21 protein-coding genes are annotated in these 23,502 nt (G+C 74.4%); 14 read left to right on the top strand and 7 right to left on the bottom strand.

The genetic code is table 11. The features are described from left to right. Window positions 1–37: 37 nt before the first annotated feature. The 5 genes from AD017_RS03525 to AD017_RS03505 all read left to right on the top strand — a co-directional run bounded on the left by AD017_RS03525 (window position 38) and on the right by AD017_RS03505 (window position 7,605). On the top strand, window positions 38–1,435 hold the full coding sequence (locus tag AD017_RS03525) for an aspartate aminotransferase family protein (RefSeq protein ID WP_060572829.1): 1,398 nt from the start codon (window positions 38–40) through the stop codon (window positions 1,433–1,435). Between the two features lie 96 nt (window positions 1,436–1,531). Beyond that, a complete protein-coding gene (locus tag AD017_RS03520; RefSeq protein ID WP_060572827.1) occupies window positions 1,532–3,931 on the top strand; it encodes a glycerol-3-phosphate 1-O-acyltransferase in 2,400 nt (799 codons plus the stop codon). Then, on the top strand, window positions 3,918–5,381 hold the full coding sequence (locus AD017_RS03515) for an HAD-IB family hydrolase (RefSeq protein WP_139324074.1): 1,464 nt from the start codon (window positions 3,918–3,920) through the stop codon (window positions 5,379–5,381). The genes AD017_RS03520 and AD017_RS03515 overlap by 14 nt, the downstream gene beginning before the upstream one ends. Beyond that, window positions 5,378–6,814 carry a wax ester/triacylglycerol synthase domain-containing protein gene (locus tag AD017_RS03510; RefSeq protein ID WP_060572825.1) on the top strand — a complete coding sequence of 479 codons (1,437 nt, stop codon included), beginning with the start codon at window positions 5,378–5,380 and terminating at the stop codon, window positions 6,812–6,814. Before AD017_RS03515 ends, AD017_RS03510 begins: the two co-directional genes overlap by 4 nt. Then, on the top strand, window positions 6,811–7,605 hold the full coding sequence (locus AD017_RS03505; RefSeq protein WP_060572823.1) for an alpha/beta fold hydrolase: 795 nt from the start codon (window positions 6,811–6,813) through the stop codon (window positions 7,603–7,605). Before AD017_RS03510 ends, AD017_RS03505 begins: the two co-directional genes overlap by 4 nt. Window positions 7,606–7,612: 7 nt before the next feature. Here AD017_RS03505 and AD017_RS03500 read toward each other — a convergent pair whose 3' ends face one another. Continuing rightward, complete coding sequence (locus tag AD017_RS03500; RefSeq protein WP_010226501.1) at window positions 7,613–8,350, bottom strand: Clp protease N-terminal domain-containing protein; 738 nt, start codon at window positions 8,348–8,350, stop codon at window positions 7,613–7,615. A 126-nt stretch (window positions 8,351–8,476) separates the two neighbouring features. Between AD017_RS03500 and AD017_RS03495 the strand changes: the two genes are divergently transcribed. After that, a complete protein-coding gene (locus AD017_RS03495) occupies window positions 8,477–8,773 on the top strand; it encodes an SH3 domain-containing protein (RefSeq protein WP_082399028.1) in 297 nt (98 codons plus the stop codon). Between the two features lie 5 nt (window positions 8,774–8,778). Here the strand turns inward: AD017_RS03495 and dinB are convergent, their stop codons facing one another. Together dinB and AD017_RS03485 are read right to left on the bottom strand one after the other, a co-directional pair. Beyond that, window positions 8,779–9,996, bottom strand: a complete 1,218-nt coding sequence (dinB, locus tag AD017_RS03490; protein WP_174521782.1) for a DNA polymerase IV — start codon at window positions 9,994–9,996, stop codon at window positions 8,779–8,781. Window positions 9,997–10,039: 43 nt separating this feature from the next. Then, window positions 10,040–11,941, bottom strand: a complete 1,902-nt coding sequence (locus tag AD017_RS03485) for a hypothetical protein (protein ID WP_060572819.1) — start codon at window positions 11,939–11,941, stop codon at window positions 10,040–10,042. An 85-nt stretch (window positions 11,942–12,026) separates the two neighbouring features. On the opposite strand from AD017_RS03485, the gene AD017_RS03480 reads away from it, so the two are divergent. The 6 genes from AD017_RS03480 (at window position 12,027) to AD017_RS03455 (ending at window position 18,622) form a co-directional block, all read left to right on the top strand. Continuing rightward, on the top strand, window positions 12,027–12,854 hold the full coding sequence (locus AD017_RS03480; protein ID WP_010226505.1) for a hypothetical protein: 828 nt from the start codon (window positions 12,027–12,029) through the stop codon (window positions 12,852–12,854). Between the two features lie 44 nt (window positions 12,855–12,898). Continuing rightward, entirely contained in the window at window positions 12,899–13,714 is an 816-nt protein-coding gene (locus AD017_RS03475) for a DUF1684 domain-containing protein (protein ID WP_060572817.1), read from the top strand. 16 nt (window positions 13,715–13,730) lie between these two features. Continuing rightward, on the top strand, window positions 13,731–14,654 hold the full coding sequence (locus tag AD017_RS03470) for an NADP-dependent oxidoreductase (RefSeq protein ID WP_060572815.1): 924 nt from the start codon (window positions 13,731–13,733) through the stop codon (window positions 14,652–14,654). Window positions 14,655–14,792: 138 nt separating this feature from the next. After that, entirely contained in the window at window positions 14,793–16,610 is a 1,818-nt protein-coding gene (locus AD017_RS03465; protein ID WP_010226511.1) for an NAD(P)/FAD-dependent oxidoreductase, read from the top strand. A gap of 100 nt (window positions 16,611–16,710) precedes the next feature. Next, window positions 16,711–17,580, top strand: a complete 870-nt coding sequence (locus tag AD017_RS03460; protein WP_227012648.1) for a hypothetical protein — start codon at window positions 16,711–16,713, stop codon at window positions 17,578–17,580. Window position 17,581: 1 nt separating this feature from the next. Then, window positions 17,582–18,622, top strand: a complete 1,041-nt coding sequence (locus AD017_RS03455) for an LLM class flavin-dependent oxidoreductase (RefSeq protein ID WP_060572812.1) — start codon at window positions 17,582–17,584, stop codon at window positions 18,620–18,622. A 51-nt stretch (window positions 18,623–18,673) separates the two neighbouring features. Here the strand turns inward: AD017_RS03455 and AD017_RS03450 are convergent, their stop codons facing one another. The 3 genes from AD017_RS03450 to AD017_RS03440 are packed head-to-tail and all read right to left on the bottom strand — an operon-like array spanning window position 18,674 to window position 21,773. Beyond that, on the bottom strand, window positions 18,674–20,179 hold the full coding sequence (locus tag AD017_RS03450; RefSeq protein ID WP_010243265.1) for a tripartite tricarboxylate transporter permease: 1,506 nt from the start codon (window positions 20,177–20,179) through the stop codon (window positions 18,674–18,676). Beyond that, on the bottom strand, window positions 20,179–20,778 hold the full coding sequence (locus tag AD017_RS03445; RefSeq protein ID WP_060572809.1) for a tripartite tricarboxylate transporter TctB family protein: 600 nt from the start codon (window positions 20,776–20,778) through the stop codon (window positions 20,179–20,181). Before AD017_RS03445 ends, AD017_RS03450 begins: the two co-directional genes overlap by 1 nt. Beyond that, the gene (locus tag AD017_RS03440) at window positions 20,775–21,773 is read right to left on the bottom strand and encodes a tripartite tricarboxylate transporter substrate binding protein (RefSeq protein ID WP_060572807.1); all 999 of its coding nucleotides are present in this window, start codon (window positions 21,771–21,773) and stop codon (window positions 20,775–20,777) included. Before AD017_RS03440 ends, AD017_RS03445 begins: the two co-directional genes overlap by 4 nt. 148 nt (window positions 21,774–21,921) lie before the next feature. Here AD017_RS03440 and AD017_RS03435 point away from each other — a divergent pair, with 148 nt between their 5' ends. Beyond that, window positions 21,922–22,338: a universal stress protein gene (locus AD017_RS03435; protein ID WP_033200724.1), complete on the top strand. Its 417-nt coding sequence runs from the start codon at window positions 21,922–21,924 to the stop codon at window positions 22,336–22,338. A 7-nt stretch (window positions 22,339–22,345) separates the two neighbouring features. Here the strand turns inward: AD017_RS03435 and AD017_RS03430 are convergent, their stop codons facing one another. Then, window positions 22,346–22,837, bottom strand: coding sequence for a hypothetical protein (locus AD017_RS03430; RefSeq protein ID WP_010243560.1), 492 nt, complete (start codon window positions 22,835–22,837; stop codon window positions 22,346–22,348). Window positions 22,838–22,884: 47 nt separating this feature from the next. On the opposite strand from AD017_RS03430, the gene AD017_RS03425 reads away from it, so the two are divergent. Beyond that, window positions 22,885–23,493, top strand: coding sequence for a DUF1275 family protein (locus tag AD017_RS03425; protein ID WP_145984099.1), 609 nt, complete (start codon window positions 22,885–22,887; stop codon window positions 23,491–23,493). The last annotated feature ends 9 nt before the right edge of the window (window positions 23,494–23,502 follow it).

Here is a 23,502-nt window from a genome sequence, read left to right as displayed (position 1 = left end):
CCGGGACCCGCGTCCCCCGCGGAGCAAGGAGCGCCCCATGACCGCACTCGAGGACCCCACCGCCACCGGGACGTCGCAGGCCGCCCGGTCGGCGGGCCGGCACCTGTGGATGCACTTCGCCCGGATGCACGGCCGGGACGGGGCGAACCCGGTCCCGGTGATCACCCGGGGCGAGGGTGTGCACCTGTGGGACGACCGGGGCAGGCGGATCCTCGACGGTCTGGCCGGCCTGTTCGTGGTCCAGGCCGGTCACGGTCGTCGCGAGCTCGCCGAGGTGGCGGCGCGGCAGGCGTCGGAGCTGGCGTACTTCCCGGTGTGGGGCTACACCACCCCGCCCGCCGCGGAGCTGGCCGAGCGGCTCGCCCACCTGGCACCCGGGGACCTGAACCGGGTCTTCTTCACCTCCGGCGGCGGGGAGGCCGTGGAGAGCGCCTGGAAGGTCGCCAAGCAGTACTTCACGCTGCTCGGCAGGCCCGCCAAGCACAAGGTGATCAGCCGGGCGACCGCGTACCACGGCACCACCCACGGGGCGCTGGCGATCACCGGCCTGCCGGCGATGAAGAAGGACTTCGAGCCGCTCGCGCCCGGCGGGTTCCGGGTGCCGAACACCAACCTCTACCGGCACCCCGAGTTCGACGGCGACGCCGAGGCGCTGGGCCGCTGGGCCGCGGACCGGGTCGAGGAGGCGATCCTCTTCGAGGGCGCCGACACGGTCGCGGCCGTCGTCGTCGAGCCGGTGCAGAACTCCGGCGGCTGCCTGACCGCGCCGCCGTCGTACTTCGCGCGGCTGCGGGAGATCTGCGACCGCCACGACGTGCTGCTGGTCTCCGACGAGGTGATCAACGCCTTCGGCAGGCAGGGGCACCCGTTCGCCTGCGCGAAGTTCGGGCTCACCCCCGACATCGTCACCTGCGCCAAGGGCATGACGTCGGGTTACGGCCCGCTCGGCGCGATGATCGCCTCGGACCGGGTGATGGAGCCGTTCCTGGCCCCGGGGGTCACGTTCCCGCACGGCTACACCTGGGGCGGGCATCCGGTCTCGGCCGCCGTCGCGCTCGCGAACCTCGACCTGATGGAACGCGAGGACCTCTACGGCCGGGTCCTCGGCAACGCCGCGGGGTTCGAGACCACCCTGCGCAGGCTGCTGGACCTGCCGATCGTCGGTGACGTCCGTGGCGACGGCTACTTCTGGGCGATCGAGCTGGTCAAGGACCGGCAGACCCGGGAGACCTTCGACGCGGGGGAGCGGGAGCGGCTGGTCAAGCAGTTCCTGCCCGGCGCGCTGCTGGACAACGGGCTCTACTGCCGTCCCGACGACCGCGGCGACGTCGTCGTGCAGCTCGCCCCGCCGCTGGTCGCCGGGCAGGCCGAGTTCGACGAGATGGAGCAGATCCTGCGGCACACCCTCACCGAGGCGTGGTCGCTGGTCGGCTGAGGCCCCGGGCCGTGTCCCTGTTGTTCCCGAACTCATCGGTAACTACGTTGGGTCCCCACGACGCCGCGGTGCGGCGGCGGTCCGAACGGGGGTTCCATGACGACGGACGGACCGAGCGGCACCCGTGAGGTGGTGGTGGCCCAGTCGCGGTCGCACACCGAGCGCACGATCCTGCGGCGCTGGGCCGAGGAGCACCATCCCGGCTCGGTCGTCGTGCCCCTCGGCGTGGGGTCCGACGTCCCGTCCGCGCTCGGGGAGTCGCTGCACTCCGACGACGCCACCGTGATCGTCCCGGCCCGGGTCACCTGGGTGACCCCGGAGTCCGACGAGCCGGGGGCGGTCCGCAAGCTCGCCGGGCTGGCGACCACCGCCGTCATGCGGATGGCGTGGTCGCCGCTGCACCCGTCGATGGCCCGGCACCGGCCGGACGCCGCGCGCGTCGTCGCGGGGGAGCCCGCGACCGTCGCCGACCTGGTCTCCCGGTTCGTCGCGCAGGAGAACGGGCGGCCGGGGTCGCACGGCTTCGCGCGGTTCGTCGCCCGCCAGGCCGTCCTGGCGTGCGACCGGGCCGAACGACGCGTGCTGGGTGACCGGTACAAGGTGCCGCGCCGGATGGTCGAGCAGATCACCTCGTCGACCCGGTTCCCGGCGCTCGTCGAGCGGCTCGCGCGCCGGACCGGGCAGCCGGCCCCCGAGATCGAGCGCCGGCTCGAGTCGTGCCTGCACGAGATGGCCGCGGTGCAGAGCCCGCCGGCGATCGACGTCTTCCGGGCGATGATGGGGCCGATGCACTCCCGGGCCTGGGACGTCCAGGTCGACGAGTCGGGCCTGGAGCGGCTGCGCGAGCTCAACAAGGAGCACGCGCTGGTGTTCCTGCCCAGCCACCGCTCGTACGCCGACCCGCTGCTCTTCGCCGAGGTGCTGCACGACCGCAACTTCCCCCGCAACCACGTGCTCGGCGGCAACAACCTGTCGTTCTGGCCGATGGGGGCGCTCGGCCGGCGCGCGGGCGTCGTGTTCATCCGCCGCAGCTTCGGCGGCGACACCGTCTACAAGGCGGCGATCCAGGAGTACCTGGGGCACCTGCTCGCCAAGCGGTTCAACCTCGAGTGGTACATCGAGGGCGGCCGCAGCCGCACCGGCAAGCTCCGCAAGCCGCGGATCGGCCTGCTCCGCTACCTCGTCTCGGCGATCGAGGACCGCCCGGAGCTCGACGCCGTGCTCGTGCCGGTGTCGATCGCCTACGACCAGCTGCACGAGGTCGGCGCGATGGCCGCCGAGCAGCGCGGCGGCGAGAAGAAGGCCGAGGGCCTGGGCTGGCTCTACCACTACTTCCGCGACCAGCGCCGGCACATCGGTACAGCGCGGGTCCGGTTCGCCGAGCCGATCGGGCTGCGGCAGGCACTCTCCGACGCCGGCGAGGGGTCCGCGCAGCTGGACAAGGTCGCCTTCCGGGTGTGCGCCGGGATCAACCGGGTCACCCCGGCCACCGCGACGTCGCTGGCGACCTTCGCGCTGCTCTCGGCGCGGGACCGGGCACTGACCCTGCAGCAGGTCCGGGATGTCGTCGCGCCGCTGGCCGACTACCTGGAGTCGCGCGGCGTCCCCGTCCCGATCGCCGAGCTGCGCACCCGGCACGGCCTGCGGATGACGCTCGACCGGCTGGCCGAGGCCGGCGTCGTGACGATCTTCGAAGACGGCACCGAGCCGGTCTTCTCGATCAGCTCGGGCCGCCACCACGTGGCCGCCTTCTACCGCAACGGGACGCTGCACCACCTGCTCAACCGGGCGTTGCTCGAGGTGGCGCTGCTGCGCATCGGCGACGCCGGCGACGGTGAGGACCTCGTCGAGGTCGCCTGGCGGGAGCTGGCCCGGCTGCGGGACCTGCTGAAGTTCGAGTTCTTCTTCTCGACCCGCCGGGAGTTCCGCGACGAGATCCTGCACGAGCTCGATCTCGTCGACCCGGACTGGCGCTCGCGTGCCGCGGCGCCGGCCGACGTGCGGGGCGCGCTGCGCCAGGCGCCGCTGCTCGTCGCCCCGGGCGTGCTCCGCTCCTTTCTGGACGCCCAGCTCGTCGTCGCCGACCGGCTCGCCGCGCGGGACGACGAGGCGCTGACCGAAGAGGGGCCGTTCCTCGAGGAGTGCCTCGGCGTCGGCGGCCAGATGCTCCTGCAGCACCGGCTGGACCGGGCCGACTCGGTGTCCCGCGAGCTCTACGCCACCGCGGTGCGGCAGGCGGGCAACCGGGGCCTGCTCACCGACGCGGGCGACGGGGCGGCCGATCTCGGTGAGCGCCGCCGGATGTGGCGGGACGAGGTGACGGGCGTCATCGACGACCTCGGCCGCCTCGCGCAGCTGCAGCGCGCCCGGCTCGCCGTCGTCCTGGGATCGGCGACGGACGGCTCCCGGTCGGCGGACCCGGTACCCGCGGCGCCGGCCGTGGCGTCCGACAGTGACCACGCACGTGCGGAGGGGGACAGTGGTGTCGCGAGCTGAGACCGCCCGGGCCGAGCGGCTCCGGGCGATCCGGGAGGCCCCGCCGGGGCCGGGGACGATCGCGTACTTCGACTACGACGGCACCGTCATCGACGGGTACTCGGCAGGTGCCTTCTACCGGAAGCGCCTGCGCGAGTTCGACGTCGGCCCGGTCGAGATGGTGCGCACGGTGCTGTCCGGCATGCGCGGCATCCGCACCGACGACGACTTCAAGGAGTTCCTCTCGATCACCCTGGCCACCTGGAAGGGCCGCAGCGAGGACGAGCTGCACGCACTGGGCCGGACGCTGTTCAAGGAGGAGATCGCGGGTGCGCTGCACCCGGAGGTGTGGGAGCTCGTCGCCGCGCACCAGGAGCAGGGGCACCAGGTCGTCATGGCGTCGTCGGCGACCCGGTTCCAGGTCCAGCCGATGGCCGAGGAGCTGGGCGCCGACCGGGTGCTGTGCACCGAGCTGGAGGTGCGCGACGGCGTGCTCACCGGGCGGGTCGCCGGCATCTCGCTGTGGGGCGCCGGGAAGGCTGCCGCGGTCCGTGCCGACGCCGAGGCCCAGGATGCCGAGCTCACCGACTGCTTCGGGTACGCCAACGGCACCGAGGACGCCGAGTTCCTCTCCGCGGTCGGCAACCCGGTCGCGGTGTCGCCGACCGACTCGCTGCGCCGGGTCGCCGTCGAGCTGGGCTGGCCGGTGCTGGACTGCGCGCCCCGCGGCGGGCTCCTCCCGGACGTCGCCGACGTCGCCCGCACCGCCGTGTTCTACGGCGGCATGGCGGGCGGGCTGGCCGCCGCGGCCGGTGCCGGGCTGCTGCACGGCTCGCGCCGCCGGTTCGTCGACCTGGCCGCGTCGGTCGGGTCCGACGTCGCGTTCGGACTGTCCGGGATCGACGTCGAGGTGACGGGCGCGGAGCACCTCGTCGCCGCCCGGCCGTGCGTGTTCGTGTTCAACCACCAGTCCAAGTTCGACGTGCCGGTCCTGATGAAGCTGCTGCGCGGCAGCTTCACCGGCGTCGCGAAGAAGGAGGCGGCGCAGATCCCGGTGTGGGGTCAGCTGTTCCAGATGGCCGACGTCGCCTTCATCGACCGCGGCGACAGCCGGCAGGCCCGCGAGGCGCTCCGGCCGGCCGTCGCCAAGCTGCGCGACGAGGGCATCTCGCTGGTGATCGCCCCGGAGGGCACCCGCTCCCCGACGCCGCGGCTGGGCCGGTTCAAGAAGGGCGCCTTCCACATCGCGATGCAGGCCGAGGTGCCGATCGTGCCGGTCGTGATCCGCAACGCCGGCGAGATCATGTGGCGCGGCGCGCAGACCCTGCGGGCGGGCACCGTGCAGGTCGCCGTGCACCCGCCGGTCGACACCACCAACTGGGTGCCGGAGAACGCCGGGAAGTACTCCGAGGAGATCCGGGACCTGTTCGTCGACACACTGACCCACTGGCCGGAGGGCGGCACCCGATGAGCGACGTCCCGCTGTCCTGGGGATCGGTCCGCGAGATGTCGCCGTTCGAGGTGATGATGTGGCGCGCCGAGGCCGAGGACCCGCGCTACCGCTCGCCGGTCCTCGCGGTCGAGCTGCTCGACACGAAGCCCGACCGGGACCGGCTGGTCGCGGCCGTCGACTGGGCGACCCGGATGGTGCCGCGGTTCCGGGAGCGGGTCCGCGAGCCGCTGGCCGGGCTCGGCACCCCGTACTGGATCCACGACGTCGAGTTCGACCTGCACTACCACCTGCGACGGGTGCGGATCCCCGGTGCGGGCCCCGGGTTCTGGAGCGAGCTCGGCCCGATCGCGGAGCAGTTCGCGATGACCCCGTTCGACCGGGAGCGGCCGCCGTGGGAGGCGATGCTGGTCGAGGGGCTGCCCGGTGGCCGTGCCGCGTTCCTGCTGAAGCTGCACCACGTGCTGACCGACGGCATGGGCGCGGTCCAGCTGCTGGCCCAGCTGCACAGCCGCAAGCGCGAGCACGACGAGACGAAGCCGCAGCCGCCGGCACCCGCGACCGAGGCGCCGGACCCGCTGGCCGAGATGGACCGGCTGGTGCGGCGCGAGGCCGGGATCGTGCCGTCGGCGGCGCGCGCGGCCCGGGACGTGTTCGGGGCGCTGACCCACCCGCTGACCGCGGCCCGCGAGACGGCCCGCTACCTCGACTCGGCGGTGCGGGTGCTGTCCCCGCCGTCGGGTGGCGGCTCCGAGCTGCTGCGCCCGCGCGGGCTGTCCTGGCGCTTCGTCGCGGTCGACGTCGTGTTCGCCGACCTGCGGGCGGCCGGGAAGTCGGTGGGCGGCTCCTTCAACGACGCCTACGTGGCCGCGCTGCTCGGCGGGTTCCGGCACTACCACGAGCGCATGGGCCGGCCGGTCGGTGCGGACACCACGCTCCGCACGTCGGTGCCGGTGTCGGTGCGCCGCGACGGCGACTCCGCCGGCGGGAACCGGTGGGCGCCCGCCCGGCTGGCCGCGCCGATGGGCGTGACCGACCCGGCCGAGCGGATCCGGGCGGTCGGCGAGCAGATGCGCGCGGCGCGGGGCGAGCCCGCGCTGGAGAGCACCGACGTCGTCGCGCCGCTGCTGGCGCGGCTGCCGGGCCCGCTGCTGACGCTGGTCGCCGGCGGGTCGACGGCCGGGAACGACCTGCAGGCGTCGAACGTGCCGGGGCTGCGCTCGGAGGCGTTCCTGTGCGGCGCGCGGATCGAGCGGGTCTACCCGTTCGCGCCGCTGCCCGGCTGCGCGGCGATGATCTCGGTCGTCACGCACGGCGACGTCTGCTGCGTCGGCGCCAACCTGGACGCGGCGGCGATCACCGACCGGGACCTGTTCGCCGAGTGCCTGGCCGCGGGCTTCGACGAGGTGCTCGCGCTGCATCCCGGCGCCGCGGCGCCCATGATCGTGAGATGACCGCGTTCCACCGGGGCGGCTCCGGCGAGCCGCTGCTGCTGTTGCACGGCGTGACGTCGTCGTGGCGCGCCTGGACGCCGCTGCTCCCGATGCTGGAGGAGCACCACGACGTCTGGGCGGTCACGATGCCCGGGCACCGCGACGGCCCCCCGCTGCCCGACGGCGAGTTCTCCATCGACGTCATGGTCGACGCGCTGGTCGAGCAGCTCGACGAGCTCGGGATCGACGAGATGCCGCACGTCGTCGGGAACTCGCTCGGCGGCTGGGCCGCGCTGGAGCTGGCCCGGCGCGGGCGGGCCCGCTCGGTCGTCGCGCTGTCCCCGGCCGGGGCGTGGGCGCTGCCGAAGGACCTCTACCGGCTGCTCGCCACCTTCCGGGTGGGGGCGCTGCTGGCCGGGTGGACGCCGGTGCGGCTGCTCGCGTCGTGCGGGCTGGTCCGGCGCCTGCTGCTGCTCACCCTCGCGGAACGCGCCGACCTGTACTCGGCCGAGGACGTCGCCGTGCTCTTCGACGATCTCGCCGCGTGCACGGTGCTCGACCCGCTGCTGTCCGCGGCCAGTATGGAGACGGCCATCGTGCCGTTCGACGAGCTGCCCTGCCCGGTCCGGATCGCCTGGTCAGGTTCGGACCGCACGATCCCGTACGGCCGCTACGGCCGCCCGCTGATGGACGCCGTCCCCGGCGCCGAGCTGGTGGTGCTGCCCGGTGTCGGGCACGTGCCCATGATGGACAACCCCGCGCTGGTGGCGTGGACGATCCTGCAGCACACGCGCTACCAGCTGGCGTCCTGACCGGTTCTCAGCCGTCGCCCTGCTCCTGCTGCGCGGCGATCGCGGCGAGCGCCTTCACGATCGCGGCCTCGGCACGCGGGCCGTCGACGCCCAGCCCGGACAGCACGCCGTCGCCGTCCTCCTGCTCCAGCAGGGCGAGCAGGATGTGCTCGGTGCCGACGTAGTTGTGGCCCAGCCGCAGCGCCTGGCGGAAGGTGAGCTCGAGCGCCTTCTTCGCGGCCCCGTCGAACGGGACGAGGTCGGGCACCTGCTCCACCCGCTCCGGCAGCCGCGCGACGGCGGCCTCGCGCAGCGCGTCCGGCGTGACCCCCTGGGGCTCCAGCAGGACGACGGCGAGCGCCTGAGGGTCGGCCGCCAGGCCGAGCACCAGGTGCGCCGGGGTGATCCGGTCGTTGCCGGCGCTCCTGGCCTCGCTCTGCGCCGCGACCACGACGCCGCGGGCGCGCGGGGTGAACCGTTTGAAGCCCTCCTCGGGGTCGACCGGCTCGTCGGGCTTCGGGACGAAGCGCTTCTGGGCGGCCTGCTTGGACACGCCCATGCTGCGGCCGATGTCGGTCCAGGACGCGCCGGAGCGTCGGGCCCGGTCGACGAAGTGGCCGATCAGGTGGTCGGCCAGGTCACCGAGGTGGTCGCCCGCGAGCACCGCGCCGGAGAGCTGCTCGAGCGGGTCGGAGTGGACGTCGGTGATGGCGGAGATGAGGTCGTCGAGCCGGACGGTCCCGGTGACGGGGGACGGAGTGGTCATGCGTCAACTGTAGGTTGACGATCTTGGGTCGTCAACCGTGGGTTGACCGCGATTCGCCGTGCACGGTCGGTCGCTCATCGCTACGTTGCGCATCCGCGATGTCACCTGATCGGGTGAGGTGAGGGTGTGCGACGGAAGCGTGTGGCGCAGGGCCTCGTGGTGCTGTGCGGGGTTCTCGTGCTGTCCGGGTGCACCCGGACCTCGATCGAGGGTCTACAGGTCCGCTCCGGACCGGGCACCGGTTTCGCGGTCGTCGGGACCATCCCGGAGTCCGGGACCCCGGTCCGGATCGGCTGCTGGCAGCGCGGGGAGGCGGTCCGCGGCGACACCGTCTGGTACCGCATCCTCGGCCCGCAGGAGGGCTGGGTGACGAACTACTACACCCGCACCACCCGCGAGCTCGGCAGCAACCCGTCCTGCTGAGGTGCTCACTCGTGCTCGGGCAGCAGCGGGACCTGCAGTCCCTGGTCGCGGCCGAGCTGGGTCGCCCGCGACACCGAGGAGGCACCGAACCGGCGGCGCACCTCGTCGAGCGCGGTGTCCAGTGCCGGGCCGGCGTGCGCGTCGAGGGGGAGCTCCAGCTGCACCGCGTCGTCGCGGTCGAGGTTGGTCAGCGACAGTCCGAGCAGGGTGATCCCGCGGTCCCGGATCTCCGGCGTCGCCGCGACCAGCAGCCGCCGGGCCGCCGTCAGGATCGTGGGCGTGTGCGCGGTCGGCACCGGGAGCGTGTGCGAGCGGGTGACGCGGGCGAAGTCGCCGAACCGCAGACGCAGCACGACCGTGCGGCACACCCGCCCGCCACCGGTCTCGCGGGGCGCCCGCAGCCGCCGTGCCAGCCGGTCGACGGTGCCGGCCAGGATCGCGTCGAGCTCCTCCGGGGTGCGGGGCCTGCGGCCGAGCGCGCGCTGCGAGCCGATCGACCGCCGCGAGCGGTGCGTGTCGACCGGGCGGGGGTCGCGCAGGTGGGCCAGCGCGTGCAGGTGCCGCCCGCTCGCCGGACCGAGGAACGACACCAGCGCGGCCTCGCCGAGACCGGCGACGTCGGCGACCGTGCGCACGCCCAGCTCGTGCAGCTTCCCCGCGGTGACCGCGCCGACCCCCCACAGCCGTTCCACCGGCAGCGGGTGCAGGAACTCCCGCTCGCGGGCCGGGTCCACGACGAGCAGCCCGTCCGGCTTCGCGACGCCGCTCGCGACCTTGGCGAGGAACTTCGTCCGCGCGACGCCGACGGTGATCGGCAGCCCGGCCTCCGCCGCCACCCGGGCACGGAGCCGGGCCGCGACCTCCCGGGGCGTGCCCGCGATCCGGGCGAGCCCGCCGACCTCGAGGAACGCCTCGTCGATCGACAGGCCCTCCACCTCGGGCGTGGTGTCCCGGAAGATCGCGAACACGGCCCGGCTCGCCTCGGAGTAGGCCGCCATCCGCGGTGGGACGACGATCGCGCCCGGGCAGTGCGCGCGGGCCTGGCCGCCGTTCATGGCGGTCCGCACGCCGAACGCCCTGGCCTCGTAGCTCGCGGCCAGCACCACCCCGCCACCGACGATCACCGGGCGGCCGCGCAGCCGTGGGTCGTCCCGCTGCTCGACCGACGCGTAGAACGAGTCCAGGTCGGCGTGCAGGATGGTGGCCAGGCCGCGCACGAACATATGTTCGCACGATCCGGCCGGGTGGGCCAGACTCCGGTACCGGTCAGTGCCCGCCGCTGCGGCCCCGCCACCGGGACAGCGCCGTGCGGGCGGCCTCCGCGACCCGCGCATCGGGATGGTGCGCACCGACCTCGGTGAGCACGTCGCCGAGCCGGGGATGGTCCAGCCGCCAGAGCTCGTCGAACACCTCCGCGGCGTCGGCCGGGAACTCCCGGGCGAACAGCGCGGGCCACTCGTCGGACCCGATCGTGTCGACGGTGACGGCGAGGACGTCGATCGAGGCCTGCAACAGCAGCTCCGGCTCGAGCGTGCCCGGGTCCAGCTGCCCGCGTGCCACCAGGCGGCGCGCCACCTGGGCCCGGTGCGGACCGTCGAGGTGCCGGCGGAGCAGGCCGTCGACGACGTCGTCCCCGAACCTGTCCGCGGCGACGCCGGTCGCCGTCAGCACGACGACGAGCGGGCGCCCCGGTGCCAGCGCCCGGTCGACGAACGCCGCGACCGCACGGCCCGGGTCGGGCTGCGCCGCGTGCCAGGCGTCGATGTCGCGGCGCCACTCGGTGGGCGTCACCTCGCCCGCCAGGTCGACGATCTCCTCGACCGACGCCACGGCCGGATCGGGGCGGGTCGGGAACTCCAGGCTCTCCGCGGCCAGCACCAGCAGACCGCAGGCGACGCCGCCGGGGGTGAGCGTGACCCGCCCGCCGGACCGGACGTCGGCACCGAGCACGTCGTCCTGCTCCAGGGTGGAGTCCGACCACTCGGCGAGGCCGAGGCGCTCGAGACGGGTGACGAGCATCCGGGCCGGGAAGGCCCCGTCGCCCGCGGGGCCGCCGTCCCAGCCCAGCACCAGGTCGAGCAGCGCGGCGAGATCCTCGAAGGGCATCCCCTCGACCGGGTGGCGCAGCAGCGCGAGGAACGCGGGGGTGGCGTCGTCGGCGGGCTCCGGGACCGGGGTGCCCTGGTCGAACCCGTCCTCGTCGAGGAGTTCCTCGCCGTCGGCCCGGCCCAGCTGCTCGGCGAGGATCTCCAGCGCGTTCCGCCCGTCCTCGTCGTCGGTCCCGGCGGGCGGCTCCTCGAGCAGGCCGTCGAGGACGTCGAGCGGCTCGGCCCCGTCGGGCACCCGCCGCTCCCCGGTGACGGTCAGCACGCCCTGGTCCCGCGCGGCGAGCACGAGGTCCTCGTGCGCGGTCGTGTCGTCGAGCCCGCCGAACCGCCCGCCGGCGACGAGCCGGCCGTTCTCGCGGTGCACCGCCCCGGCCCGGACCGCCGTCTCCAGCACCCAGGTCAGGACCGGGAGCCGGTCGGCACGGTCGAGCCGGGCGAAGGCGGGGGAGTCGAGGTCGTCGGTGCCGAGCTTCCCGGCCAGCTCCCGGGCGTCGGCGATGCGCAGGTTGCCGGTCCTCGTCAGGACCCGGCCCGACGGCCCGCACCAGGTGGCGAGCGCACGGGCGTCGGCCAGCACCGTCGCCGCCGCGGCCGAGGCGGCGCGGTCGGCCGGTCCCGGGATCCGGACCGGGTCCGGGGGCGTGCCGAACTCGTCGAGCACCGGGTGGACGCCGCGGGCCTCCAGCTCGTCGTAGTCGTCGGCGTAGGCGGTGCACAACCGCCGGACCTGCGACGGCCGCGGGCTGTCCGGGGTCAGCAACCCGCGCTCGTCGAGGTACTCGACGAACGACGCGACGCTGAGCGGGACCAGCCGCACCGGCAGCCGGTACTCGGTCATGACGCGCGGGCACCAGCCGTCGAGGAACGTCTCGACGTGTGCCAGCGGCCACGCGGCGAGGTCGCCGTCGGCCTCCAGCCACTTGTACTGCAGCAGCAGCTCCGCCGAGACGGGCTCGGCGACCAGGTCGTTCTCGTCGAGCCAGTCCGCGAACCCGCTGATCAGCCGGCCCGCGCACTCGTGGAACGCCTCGTCCTCGTCCACACCGAACTGCATGCGCATGGCCCGAGTGTGCACCGCGTCCTCCCGCCGTGGGGATCGGCGTGTCCGGAGCCGCCCGGCGCGGGAGGGGGCAGGATGGGCGGAGATGACGACCGTGTTCGCCTTGTTGATCGCCGTGGCCGCCATGGTCGGCAACACGATCGCCGCGCTGTGGGAGGCCCGGGGCAGCAGGCTGGCCCGCTACGGGCGCCCGGTGTGGCAGCAGCCGTGGTTCCTCGCGGGCCTGTTCGCGGACGTCGTGGCCTGGGTGCTGACCGTCGTCGCGCTGCGGTACCTGCCGGTGTTCGCGGTGCAGTCGATCCTGGCGGGCGCGATCGCGCTCACCACGTTGTCCGACCACGGCTGGAACCCGTGGAACCTGGCGTGGCGGGACCGGTGGGCCGTCGTCGCCGTGCTGGCGGGGCTGGTGCTGGTCGCCGCCGCGGCCGAACCGGACCGCCCGGAGGCGCTGCCCCCCGCGGCGACCCCGGCGCTGCTCGTCGCGTTCGTGCTGATCCTCGTCGCGACGCCGTTCGTGTGGCGGACGGGACGCCCGATGCTGCTGGCGCTGCTCGCCGGGCTCGGGTTCGGCGGCACCGCGCTCGCCGTGCGCGCCCTGCACCCCGGGCCGCTCCGCTGGGACACGATCGGGGACCTGCTGCTGGACCCGCTGGTGTACGGCGTCGTCGTGATGGGGGTGCTCGGTGTCCTGGCGTTCGCGAAGGCGCTGCAGAACGGCCCGGTCGGCCCGGCGACGGCGGTGCTGTCGGTGACCGAGGTCGTGGTGCCGGGCGTGGTCGGGATCGCGCTGCTCGGCGACCGGATCCGGGACGGGTGGGCGGGCGCCGCGCTGATCGGCGTCGTCGTCGCGCTCGCCGGGGTGATCGCGCTGACCCGCACCGACCCCGAGGCCGAACGGCACCGGGTGCACTGACACCCGCCCGGGAAGTCATCCGGCGCACGCCGCGTTCCACCGGCATGACGACGACCGGTACCGACGCCCGCACCGAGCACGCCGCCTGGAAGGCCGCCCGCGAGGAGACGCTGCGCGAGCCGCACGGCTGGCTGTCGCTGACCGCCCTGCACTGGCTCGACGACGGCCCGGGCACGGTCCCCGGCCTCCCCGGCACCTGGCGGGCCACCGGCGGCGGGACGGTGACGGTCACCGCGGCCGCCGCCGACGGCGTCGTGCCGCCCGGCGCCGACACCCCGCTCGACGGCACCGTGGACCTGCACCCGGTCGACGGTGCGCCCGGCGTGATGGTCGCCGTCGGCGACCGGATGGTCGAGATCGCCCGCCGCACCGACTCCTCCGCGCTGCGGATCCGGGACCCGCACGCGGTCACCCGCACCGCCTTCACCGGGGTCCCCGCGTACCCCTACGACGAGGCCGCCGTCGTCGACGCCGCCTTCACCCCCTACGACGAGCCGCGCCGGATCACCGTCGACGCGGTCGTCGACGGGCTGCAGCACTTCCCGACCGCCGTCGGCGAGGTGACGTTCCGCCACGGCGGCGCACAGCAGCGCCTGGTCGCGCTGTCCGGGAGGGACGGCGGCCTGTCCCTGCACTTCCGCGACGCCACCTCCGGCGACACCACCTACGGCGGGGGCCGGATCCTGAAGACCGCCGACCCCGGCGCCGACGGCGCGCTGCGCCTCGACCTCAACCGCGTGGTGAACCTGCCGTGCGCCTTCACCGCGCACGCGACCTGCCCGCTGCCGCCCGCCGGGAACCACCTCGACGTGGCGGTCGAGGCGGGGGAGACGCTCCCACCGCGCCCCGATCCCGCCTGACTGTGAGGGTGGGTCCATGCGCGCCGTCGGACTCACCACGCACGGAGGCCCGGACGTCCTCGAGGTCCTCGACCTGCCCGAGCCGCACGCCGGCCCGGGGCAGGTCCGGATCCGGGTGTCCGCGGCCGCGGTCAACCCGACCGACACGCTGCAGCGCTCCGTCCGGCGCCAGGAGACGGACCCGCCGTGGGTGCCCGGGATGGACGTCGCGGGCGTGGTCGACGAGGCCGGGGACGACGTCCCGCTGCGGGTGGGCGACCGGGTGATGGCGATCGTCGTCCCGGACGGGACGCACGGCGGCTATGCCGAGCACGTCGTCGTCCCGGCCGGGTCGGCCGTCCCGCTGCCCGACGGCGTCGACGAGACCGCCGCCGCGACGCTCCCGATGAACGCGCTCACCGCCTGGCTGGCGCTCGACGAGCTGGCCGTCCCGCGCGGAGGGACGGTCGCGGTCACCGGTGCGGCCGGGGCGTTCGGCGGGTACGCCGTGCAGCTCGCCGTGGCCCGCGGCCTGCGGGTGGTCGCCGACGCCGCCGAGCGGGACACCGAGCTCGTCGACGGGCTGGGCGCGCACGTCGTGCTGCCCCGCGGCGACGGGTTCGCCGGGTCGGTCCGCGGTGCCGTCCCCGGCGGCGTCGACGGGCTGGCCGACGGCTCCCTGCAGGGCGACGCGCTGCTGCCCGCGGTCCGGGACGGCGGCCGGATCGCCACCGTCCGCGGTCACCGCGGCACCGCGGAGCGCGGCATCACCTGGCACCCGGTGTGGGTGCGGACGGTCGCCGAGGACCGGGAGACGCTGCTCGCGATCCGCGACCTCGCCTCGTCGGGCAGGCTCACCCCGAGGGTCGCCGCCACCTGGCCCGCCGGGGACGCCGCGGAGGCCCACCGCGCCCTGGAGGCGGGCGGGCAGCGCGGCCGCGGAGTGCTGCTCTTCCGGTAGGCCGAGCGGTTGCAACCTCGCCGCAACCCGTGTCGCGCGTCACGACGGTGGTGTTCACTGCTCCCGTTGCCCCGACGACCGCGGCAGGGACGGCGAGCGCCCCGTGGTCGCGGCGAACCGCTCGCAGGAGGTGCTCACGTGACCACCACGCAGGAGAAGTCCGCGGCGCGCACGACCGCTGAGGGCTGGCTGGACGCCTTCGGCGAGGCGCTGGCCGCCCGGGACGTCGACCGGGCGGTGTCGCTGTTCGCCGAGCAGAGCTACTGGCGCGACCTGGTCTCCTTCACCTGGAACCTGAAGACGGTCGAGCACCACGCCGGTGTCCGCGACCTGCTCGAGAACACCCTCGAGGGCACCGACCCGTCGCGGTGGGAGCTGTCGGCGGAGCCGGCCGAGGCCGACGGCGTCACCGAGGCCTGGTTCACCTTCGCGACGGCGGTGGGCCGCGGCTCCGGCCACGTCCGCATCGTCGACGGGAAGGCGTGGACCCTCCTCACCACCCTCGACGAGCTCACGGGGCACGAGGAGCCGATGCGGGAGAACCGCCCGTTCGGCACCGAGCACGGCGCCAACCCGGACCGGGTCACGTGGAAGGAGCGGCGCGAGGAGGAGCTGTCCGAGCTGGGCCGCACCCGCGACCCCGAGGTCGTGATCATCGGTGGTGGCCAGGGCGGCATCGCGCTGGGTGCCCGGCTCCGGCAGCTCGGCGTCCCGACGATCATCGTCGAGCGCAACGAGCGCCCCGGCGACTCCTGGCGCAGGCGCTACAAGAGCCTCGCCCTGCACGACCCGGTCTGGTACGACCACCTGCCGTACCTGAAGTTCCCGGACAACTGGCCGGTCTTCGCCCCGAAGGACAAGATCGGCGACTGGCTCGAGTTCTACACGCGGATCATGGAGCTCAACTACTGGGGCTCCACGACCGCGCGGTCCGCCGAGTTCGACGAGGCCACCGGTCGCTGGACCGTCGTGGTCGACCGGGCGGGCGAGGAGGTCACCCTCCGCCCGCGCCAGGTCGTCGTCGCGCTGGGGGTCTCCGGCAAGCCGAACGTGCCGGACTTCCCGGGCCGGGAGCAGTTCCGCGGCGAGGTGCAGCACTCCTCGCAGCACCCCGGGCCGGACGCCTACCAGGGCAAGAAGGTCGTCGTCATCGGGTCGAACAACTCGGCCTTCGACATCTGCGGCGCCCTCTGGGAGGTCGGCGCCGACGTCACGATGGTGCAGCGGTCCTCGACCCACATCATCAAGTCCGACACGCTGATGGAGTACGGCCTCGGTGACCTGTACTCCGAGCGCGCGGTCAAGGCCGGTGTCGACACCTACACCGCGGACATGATCTTCGCGTCGCTGCCGTACCGGATCATGGCGCAGTTCCAGAAGCCGGCCTACGACAAGGCCCGCGAGGTCGACGCCGACTTCTACCAGCGGCTGACCGACGCCGGGTTCGAGCTGGACTTCGGCGACGACGACTCCGGCCTGTTCATGAAGTACCTGCGCCGGGGCTCGGGCTACTACATCGACGTCGGCGCGGCCGAGCTCGTCGCCGACGGCAAGGTGAAGCTGGTCCGCGGCCAGATGCAGGAGTTCACCGAGAAGGGCGTGCGCCTGACCGGATCGGACGGAGCCACGGTCGAGCTCGACGCGGACCTCGTCGTCTTCGCCACCGGCTACCGGTCGATGAACGGGCTCGCCGCCGACATCGTCGGCCAGGACGTCGCGGACAAGGTCGGGAAGGTGTGGGGTCTCGGCTCCGACACCACCAAGGACCCGGGCCCGTGGGAGGGCGAGCAGCGCAACATGTGGAAGCCCACCCAGCAGCAGAACCTCTGGTTCCACGGCGGCAACCTGCACCAGAGCCGGTTCTACTCGCTGTACCTCGCACTGCAGCTCAAGGCGCGGCAGGAGGGCATCTCCACGCCGGTCTACGCGCTGCAGGAGCGGCACCACCTCTCCTGACCGCCGAGCAGGGGAGCCCGTCCGGGCCCGCACACCCGCGTGGTGTGCGGGCCCGGCGGCGTGCGCGCCACCGGCGCCGCACACGGGTTACGGTGCGCCGGTGACGCCACCTCCCGGGCCGGTGCCGGCCGCGCGTGCGCTGTGGGAACGCCTCGAACCGGTGCACGACGTCGTGTACTTCACCCCGGAGACCCGCGCCGCCGCCGAGGCGGCCGGCTACCGCGGCTTCTGGCGGGGCTACTTCGCGATGCGCGCCGCCCCGCTGGGGCCGGTGGGTCCCGCGCCGGTGACGGCCGCGTTCCACAACTTCCACCCGTCGATGCCCGCCCGCGCGCTGCCGGAGGTGTGGTCGCTCGCCCCGCCCGCCGCCGCCCTGGACGCCCGGTCGTCCGGCGCGGCCGCCGCGCTGCGGCGGATCGGGACCGGCCCGGTGGACCGGGCAGCGGAGCTGGCCTGGGCGGCCGCGTCCGAGGTGGACGTCGAGGGCCGGGTGCTCGCCGCCGCGAACGCGGCACTGCCCCGCCCCCTTGGGGCGGTCGAGACGCTCTGGCAGGCGACGACGACGCTGCGCGAGCACCGCGGCGACGGCCACGTCGCCGTCCTGGTCGCCCGCGGTGTCGGCCCGGTCGCCGCGCACCTGCTCGAGGCCGCCGCGGGGGAGACCGACGCCGAGTGGCTGCGCACCGCCCGCGGGTGGAGCGACGACGACTGGGCCGCCGGGACCGAGGACGTCCGCCGCCGCGGCTGGACCGGCCCCGACGGGACCCTGACGTCCGCCGGGGCCGCCGAGCACACCGAGATCGAGCGGCTCACCGACGCGGCCGCCGCCCGGCCGTGGACGGCGCTCGGCGGGGACCGCACGGACGAGCTCGCCGCGCTGCTCGACCCGCTCGCGTCCGCGGTGCTCGCCGCGGGCGACGTCCCCGAGCGCAGCCCGGTCGGGCTCGTCCGGTCCACCGGGGAGTCCTGAGGTGCGCACCGCGACGACGGTCGAGGCGTCCGGGGGGAACTGGGCGGAGACCGTCGAGTTCGTGACCGAGGCCGAGAAGCTCGGGCTCGACGACTGCTGGGTCGCCGAGGCGTGGGGCTCCGACGCGCCGTCCGCACTCGGCTTCCTCGCCGCCCGCACCGACCGGATCCGCCTCGGCTCCGGGGTGATCCAGGTCGGCACCCGCTCCCCGGTCGCGGTCGCGCAGGCCGCGCTGACCCTGCACGACATGTCGCAGGGCCGGTTCGTGCTCGGGCTCGGCCCGTCCGGCCCGCAGGTGATCGAGGGTCTGCACGGGGTGCCGTTCGACCGCCCCCTGACCCGGCTCCGGGAGACGATCGAGGTGATCCGCGCGGCCTGCGCCGGCGAGCGGATCTCGCACGACGGCGACACCGTCGCGATCCCGCTGCCCGGCGGCCGCGGTCGCCCGATGCGCCTGTCGACCACCCCGGTGCCGGACCTGCCGGTGTTCGTCGCGGCGCTCTCGCCGCGGATGCTGGAGCTGACCGGCCGGGTCGCCGACGGCTGGCTGGGCACCAGCTTCGTCCCGGAGGGCGCCGCGGCCTACCTGTCCCCGCTGGACGCCGGGCTCGCCGCGGCCGGGCGCACCCGTGCCGACGTCGAGCTCTGCCAGGGGGCCGAGGTCGCGTTCGCCGCCGACCCCGGCGAGGAGGCCGCGATGGTCGACGCCCGCCGCCCGGGGATCGCGTTCAGCCTCGGCGGGATGGGCACGGCGGAGCAGAACTTCTACTTCGACGCCTACCGCCGCCAGGGCTGGGGTGAGCGGGCCGACGCCGTCCGCGCCGCCTGGCTCGGCGGCGACCGGGCGGGTGCCGCCGCGCTCGTCACGGACGACATGGTGCTCGGCACGACGCTGATCGGCACCGAGGAGCGTGTCGCCGCGCGGCTCCGGGACTGGGCGGCGGCCGGGATCGGCACCGTGCGCCTCTACCCGGCGGGCGACACCCTCGACGAGCGGCTCACGACGCTGGCCCGGGCGATCGGTCTCGCCCGGGCCACGTGATCCTCCGGCCCCGCCGCGGGGAGCACGGCGGGACCGGGGTGCACCGCCGGGTCAGACGTCGGCGGCACGCTTCTCGGCGAACCTGCGCCAGCCGGTCCAGGCCAGTCCGGCGAGGAGCAGGAGGTAGAGCACGACGGTGATCGGGCTGGAGACCAGGACGGCGGGGTCGTTCTCGGAGTTGCCCATGGCGTCGCGCAGCGAGTACTCGGCCAGCGGGCCGAGGATGACCGCGATCAGCACCGGTGCGACCGGGATGTCGTAGAGCCGCATGGCGAGTCCGAGCACACCGATCACCAGCATGATCACGAGGTCGACGGTGCTGGCCCCGGCGGCGTAGACACCGAACGCGGCGAACACGGCGATGCCGGCGTAGAGGTAGGACTTCGGGACCCGCAGCAGCTGTGCCCACAGTGGTGCGAAGGGCAGGTTGAGGATCAGCAGCACGATCATCGCGAGGAAGAACCCGGCGAGCAGGGCCCAGACGATGTCGCCGGAGCGTTCGAGCAGCAGCGGTCCGGGTTGCAGGCCGTACTGCTGGAACGCGGCGAGCAGGATCGCCGCGGTCGCCGAGGTGGGCAGGCCCAGTGCCAGCAGTGCTCCCATGGCGGTGCCGGCGGTGGCGTTGCCGGCGGCTTCGGGGCCGGCGACGCCCTGGATGGATCCCTTGCCGAACATGGGGGTGTCGCGGCGGCGGTCGAGGCGGCGTTCGGTGCCGTAGGCGAGGAAGGTGGGGACCTCGGCGCCGCCGGCGGGGATGACGCCGAAGGGGAGCCCGTAGCCGGTGCCGCGCAGCCACGCGGGCAGCGCGGCGCGGAACTCGGCGCGGGAGAGCCAGGGGCGTCCGGTGGGCAGGACGGTCTCCTGGTCGGTGGTGCGGCCGAGTTTCGCGGCCTGGTGGAACACCTCGCCCAGCGCGAGCAGGGACACGGTGATCACGACGATGGAGATGCCGTCGAGCAGGGCGGGGAAGCCGAAGGAGAACCGTGGGCTGCCCGAGGGCTGGTCGATGCCGATCAGGGCCAGGGTCAGGCCGATGGCCAGGGCGGCGAGGCCGCGGATGGCGGAGTCGGCGACGACCGCGGAGATCGCGACGAAGGCGAACACGGCGAGGGCGAGGAACTCGGCGGGCCCGAACCCGGTGGCGAGCTCGGCGAGGGTGGGGGCGAAGAACACCACCAGCACGGAGGCGATCATGCCGCCGATGAAGGCGCCGATGGCGGCGGTGGCCAGTGCCTGGGCGGCCTTGCCGCGCTGGGCCATGCGGTAGCCCTCGAAGGAGCTGGCGATGGCGGTGGAGTTGCCGGGGGTGTTCATCAGGATCCCGGCGATGGAGTCGCCGAACAGCCCGCCGAAGTAGATGCCGGTGAACATGATCAGGGCGTTGGTCGGTTCGAGGACGAACGTCAGCGGCAGCAGCAGCGCCACCGCCATCGACGAGCCGAGGCCGGGCAGGACGCCGACGGCGGTGCCGAGCAGGGCGCCGAGGAAGACGAACAGCAGTGCGGAGGGGCTGAGGACGTCGGCGAAGCCGCCGAGCAGGTTGGTGAGCTGGTCCATCACAGGCCACCTCCCAGGAGGCCGACGAAGCCGGCGGGCAGGGAGATGCCGAGCAGACCGCTGAACACGACCTGGATCGCGGAGGCCAGTGCGAGGCCGGCCAGGACGACCGGCAGCCACCTGCGGTTGCCCAGTGCGGCGGCGACGGCGGTGAACAGGCCGGTCGCGGAGAGGATCCAGCCCAGCCAGGGCAGGACGACGATGAAGGCGACGACGCCGCCGACCGCGGTGAGCACGGCCGGGGCGTTCACCCCCTCCGGATCGGTGCGCTCCGCGGGCTCCTCGTCCGTGTCACCGGCGGCCGTGTCCCCGGAGGCCGGGGCGGGGCCGTCGGACGCGCCGGCGGCGACCGCCGGCTCCGGGGTCCTGGCGGGGGTGTCGTACTCGCGGCGGGGACGCAGGATGTCGAAGGCCAGCCCCGCGGCGACGACGAAGCACAGCACCGCGACGATCCACGGCATCGTCGTCGGGCCGAACAGGCCGCCGTCACCGACGACCTCCATCGTCAGCGTGCCGTAGACCAGGAACAGCCCCAGCGCGGTCAGGATCGCGGGCACGACCAGCGCGCCCTTCGACAGATGTGGCGGACGGCGGCTCATGCCAGCCCCAGCTCCTTCAGAAGATCGTCGATGCGGCGCTGCTCGCTGACCAGGAACTCGCCGAAGTCGTCGCCGTAGGCCTCGCTGCGCACCCACCGGTTGCGCTCCACCGACTCGGCCCACGACTCGGTCCCGACCATCTCGCGGGTGATCTGCTCCAGCTCCGCCCGCTCCTCCGGGGTGATCCCGGCCGGGGCGACGAGGCCGCGCCAGTTCACGAGGTCGACCTGCGGCAGCCCGAGCTCGTCCATCGTCGGCGCGTCCACGCCCTCCAGACGCTCCGGGGAGACGACGGCCAGCACCCGCAGCTGCCCGGCCTCGACGAGGTCGCGGAAGTCGTTGTACCCCGAGATCCCGACGCCGACGGTGCCGGCCGCCGTCGACAGCAGGCTGAGCGTCAGCTCGCCGCCGCCCGGGTGCGGGGTGTAGACGAGGTCCTCGACCGGCACCCCGCGGGCCTGCGCCAGCTGCGCGGCCACCATGTGGTCGATGCCGCCCGCGGAGCCGCCGCCGACCGGCAGGCCGCGCGGGTCCTCCTTCCACGCGGCGAGGAAGTCCTCCAGCGTGCGGAACGGCGAGTCCGCCGGCACCGCGATCACCTCGAAGTCCTCGGCGACACGGGCGATCGGCGTCGTGTCCTCCAGGCTCAGCGGGCTGTTGGACTGGCTGATGCCGCCGAGCATCACGGTCCCGGTGACCATCATGGTCGTCTCCTCACCGGCCAGGCCGGCGAGCTGGTTGAGACCGATCGTCCCGCCCGCGCCGGGGATGTTGACGACCTGCACGGTGTTGACGACGTTGCCCGTGCGCATGGACTGCTGCGCCTCGCGGGCGACGAGGTCCCAGCCGCCCCTGGCGGCTGCGGGGGCGATGAGGGTGAGGTTGGAGCGCGCTGCCTGACCCTGCCCGGAACGGGCGGCGTCGGCGAACGCGGTCACCGCGAGAGCGGCGACGAGGACGATTCCGAGGGCTGCAATGACCTGCCGTCGTGGCATGGCCGGAGACGTTGGCACAGATCACCGCGGTCGCCAATGTCCGGTTCCGGAAACTCTACGAACGCTGTGAACACAACGAACTTTTCCTCGACTCGTCCGTTTCGCTGGATATCGTTCCGCCGTCCGCACGCGCTTGATGGGGAGCGACATGACGATCTGTGTGGCCTACGGCCCGACGCCCGAGGGCGCTGCCGCGCTCGACCTGGCCGTCCGCGAGTCCCGGTTGCGGGGCGCGACCCTCGTCGCGCTCGCGACCGAGCGCCAGGAGCGGTTCGACCCCGACTCCGACGTCCACGACGGCGGCACGCTGCGCGCCGACATCGAGGCCCGCCTCGCGTCGCTGCGGGCCGACGGCGACCCGGGCACCGACGTCCGCGTCGTCGACGACGGCGGCGACCCCGCCGAGGCACTCCTGGACCTGGCGGCCGCGCAGGACGCGGAGCTGCTCGTCGTCGGGGTCAAGCGGCGCAGCCCGGTCGGGAAGCTGCTCACCGGCAGCACCGCTCAGCGGATCATCCTGGAGTCGCCGATCCCGGTGCTCGTGACCCACGCCGCCGCCCGGTAGGCGCCGGTCACCGGGCGACGGCGGTCGCGGCGGCGACGCTGGCCCGCCAGATCGCCATCGCCGACCACAGCACGAACACCTGCACCGGCAGTTCCAGCGCGTCCGGCAGCTGCGCGGCGTACGACGGCCGCAGCGCCCCCGTCCGCCACACCCGGCCGGCCTCGTTGACCGCGTCGGCCGTCGTCAGCAACGCGAACCGCCGCCCGACGCCCGACCCGGCCAGCCGGTACGTCAGGTCCCCGATCTCGATGTTCCAGTGTGGTCGCGACAGCGGGCCGTCCGGATGGTCCACGGAGCGCAGGATGTGCGCGCGCAGGTCGCCCTCCAGCGCGAACCGGGCAATGCCCTCCGAGCGCAGCGCGTAGGGATGGCCGTCGATCACGAGGTCCCGATGGCGTTGCCAGGTACGCGCCGTCCAGCCGGTGACGGGGCGGCCGTCGTGGCTCACCTCGTAGCGCACGTGGAACAGCCCGACCCGGGAGGACGTGGCACGCAGCATGTTCCGAGAGCCTGCCACCGTCGCGCCGATTCCGGGAGGATCGACGCGTGCGACGTGCGGTGGTGCTCGCCGCGATGGCGGCGTGCTCGGGTGTGGTGGACGTCTGGGCGGTCGGCTCGCTCGGCGGGGCGTTCGCCGGCGTGGTGACGGGGAACCTCGTGACGACCGGGGCCGCGACGGCCGCCGGACGGTGGGGTGATCTCGTCGCGCCGGTCGTCGCCGTCGCCGGGTTCGTCGTGGGCGTCGCGCTGTGGACGTTCGGACGGCGACGGTGGCCGGCCGCCGTGGCCGCGCCGTTGCTCGCGGAGCTGCTCCTGCTCGTCGTGCTCGCGGTGCTCTGGCCGTCGGCCGGCGCCCCGGCCGTGCTGCTGCTCGCCGGGGCCGCGATCGCGATGGGCGGGCAGAGCAGCGTCGCGCTGCGCCTGGGGGAGTCGTCGACCTACCTGATGGGCACGCTCACCGGCGCCGTCGCCGACCTCGCCGCGGGGGAGGCCCGGCGGTGGAGCGCGGTGCGCCAGCTCGGTGCGCTCGTGCTCGGCGCGGTCGCCGGTGGGCTGCTGCTGGTGCACCTGCCGGGCGCGGTGCCCGCGCTCGCGGCGGTGCCGCTGCTCGTGGCAGTGGTCGTGCAGGGCGCGGGGGAGTGGCGACGGACCTGACCTGTCACA

The organism is Pseudonocardia sp. EC080619-01, assembly GCF_001420995.1.
Classification (GTDB): Bacteria; Actinomycetota; Actinomycetes; order Mycobacteriales; family Pseudonocardiaceae; genus Pseudonocardia.
This window is presented reverse-complemented; position numbering and strand designations above follow the sequence as displayed.

Bases quoted from the DNA above. Each gene is read 5' to 3' on its own strand.
- AD017_RS03525 (WP_060572829.1), top strand. From the start codon at position 38: ATGACCGCACTCGAGGACCCCACCGCCACCGGGACGTCGCAGGCCGCC.
- AD017_RS03520 (WP_060572827.1), top strand. From the start codon at position 1,532: ATGACGACGGACGGACCGAGCGGCACCCGTGAGGTGGTGGTGGCCCAG.
- AD017_RS03510 (WP_060572825.1), top strand. From the start codon at position 5,378: ATGAGCGACGTCCCGCTGTCCTGGGGATCGGTCCGCGAGATGTCGCCG.
- AD017_RS03505 (WP_060572823.1), top strand. From the start codon at position 6,811: ATGACCGCGTTCCACCGGGGCGGCTCCGGCGAGCCGCTGCTGCTGTTG.
- AD017_RS03500 (WP_010226501.1), bottom strand. From the start codon at position 8,350: ATGACCACTCCGTCCCCCGTCACCGGGACCGTCCGGCTCGACGACCTC.
- dinB (WP_174521782.1), bottom strand. From the start codon at position 9,996: ATGTTCGTGCGCGGCCTGGCCACCATCCTGCACGCCGACCTGGACTCG.
- AD017_RS03485 (WP_060572819.1), bottom strand. From the start codon at position 11,941: ATGCGCATGCAGTTCGGTGTGGACGAGGACGAGGCGTTCCACGAGTGC.
- AD017_RS03480 (WP_010226505.1), top strand. From the start codon at position 12,027: ATGACGACCGTGTTCGCCTTGTTGATCGCCGTGGCCGCCATGGTCGGC.
- AD017_RS03475 (WP_060572817.1), top strand. From the start codon at position 12,899: ATGACGACGACCGGTACCGACGCCCGCACCGAGCACGCCGCCTGGAAG.
- AD017_RS03470 (WP_060572815.1), top strand. From the start codon at position 13,731: ATGCGCGCCGTCGGACTCACCACGCACGGAGGCCCGGACGTCCTCGAG.
- AD017_RS03450 (WP_010243265.1), bottom strand. From the start codon at position 20,179: ATGGACCAGCTCACCAACCTGCTCGGCGGCTTCGCCGACGTCCTCAGC.
- AD017_RS03445 (WP_060572809.1), bottom strand. From the start codon at position 20,778: ATGAGCCGCCGTCCGCCACATCTGTCGAAGGGCGCGCTGGTCGTGCCC.
- AD017_RS03440 (WP_060572807.1), bottom strand. From the start codon at position 21,773: ATGCCACGACGGCAGGTCATTGCAGCCCTCGGAATCGTCCTCGTCGCC.
- AD017_RS03435 (WP_033200724.1), top strand. From the start codon at position 21,922: ATGACGATCTGTGTGGCCTACGGCCCGACGCCCGAGGGCGCTGCCGCG.
- AD017_RS03430 (WP_010243560.1), bottom strand. From the start codon at position 22,837: ATGCTGCGTGCCACGTCCTCCCGGGTCGGGCTGTTCCACGTGCGCTAC.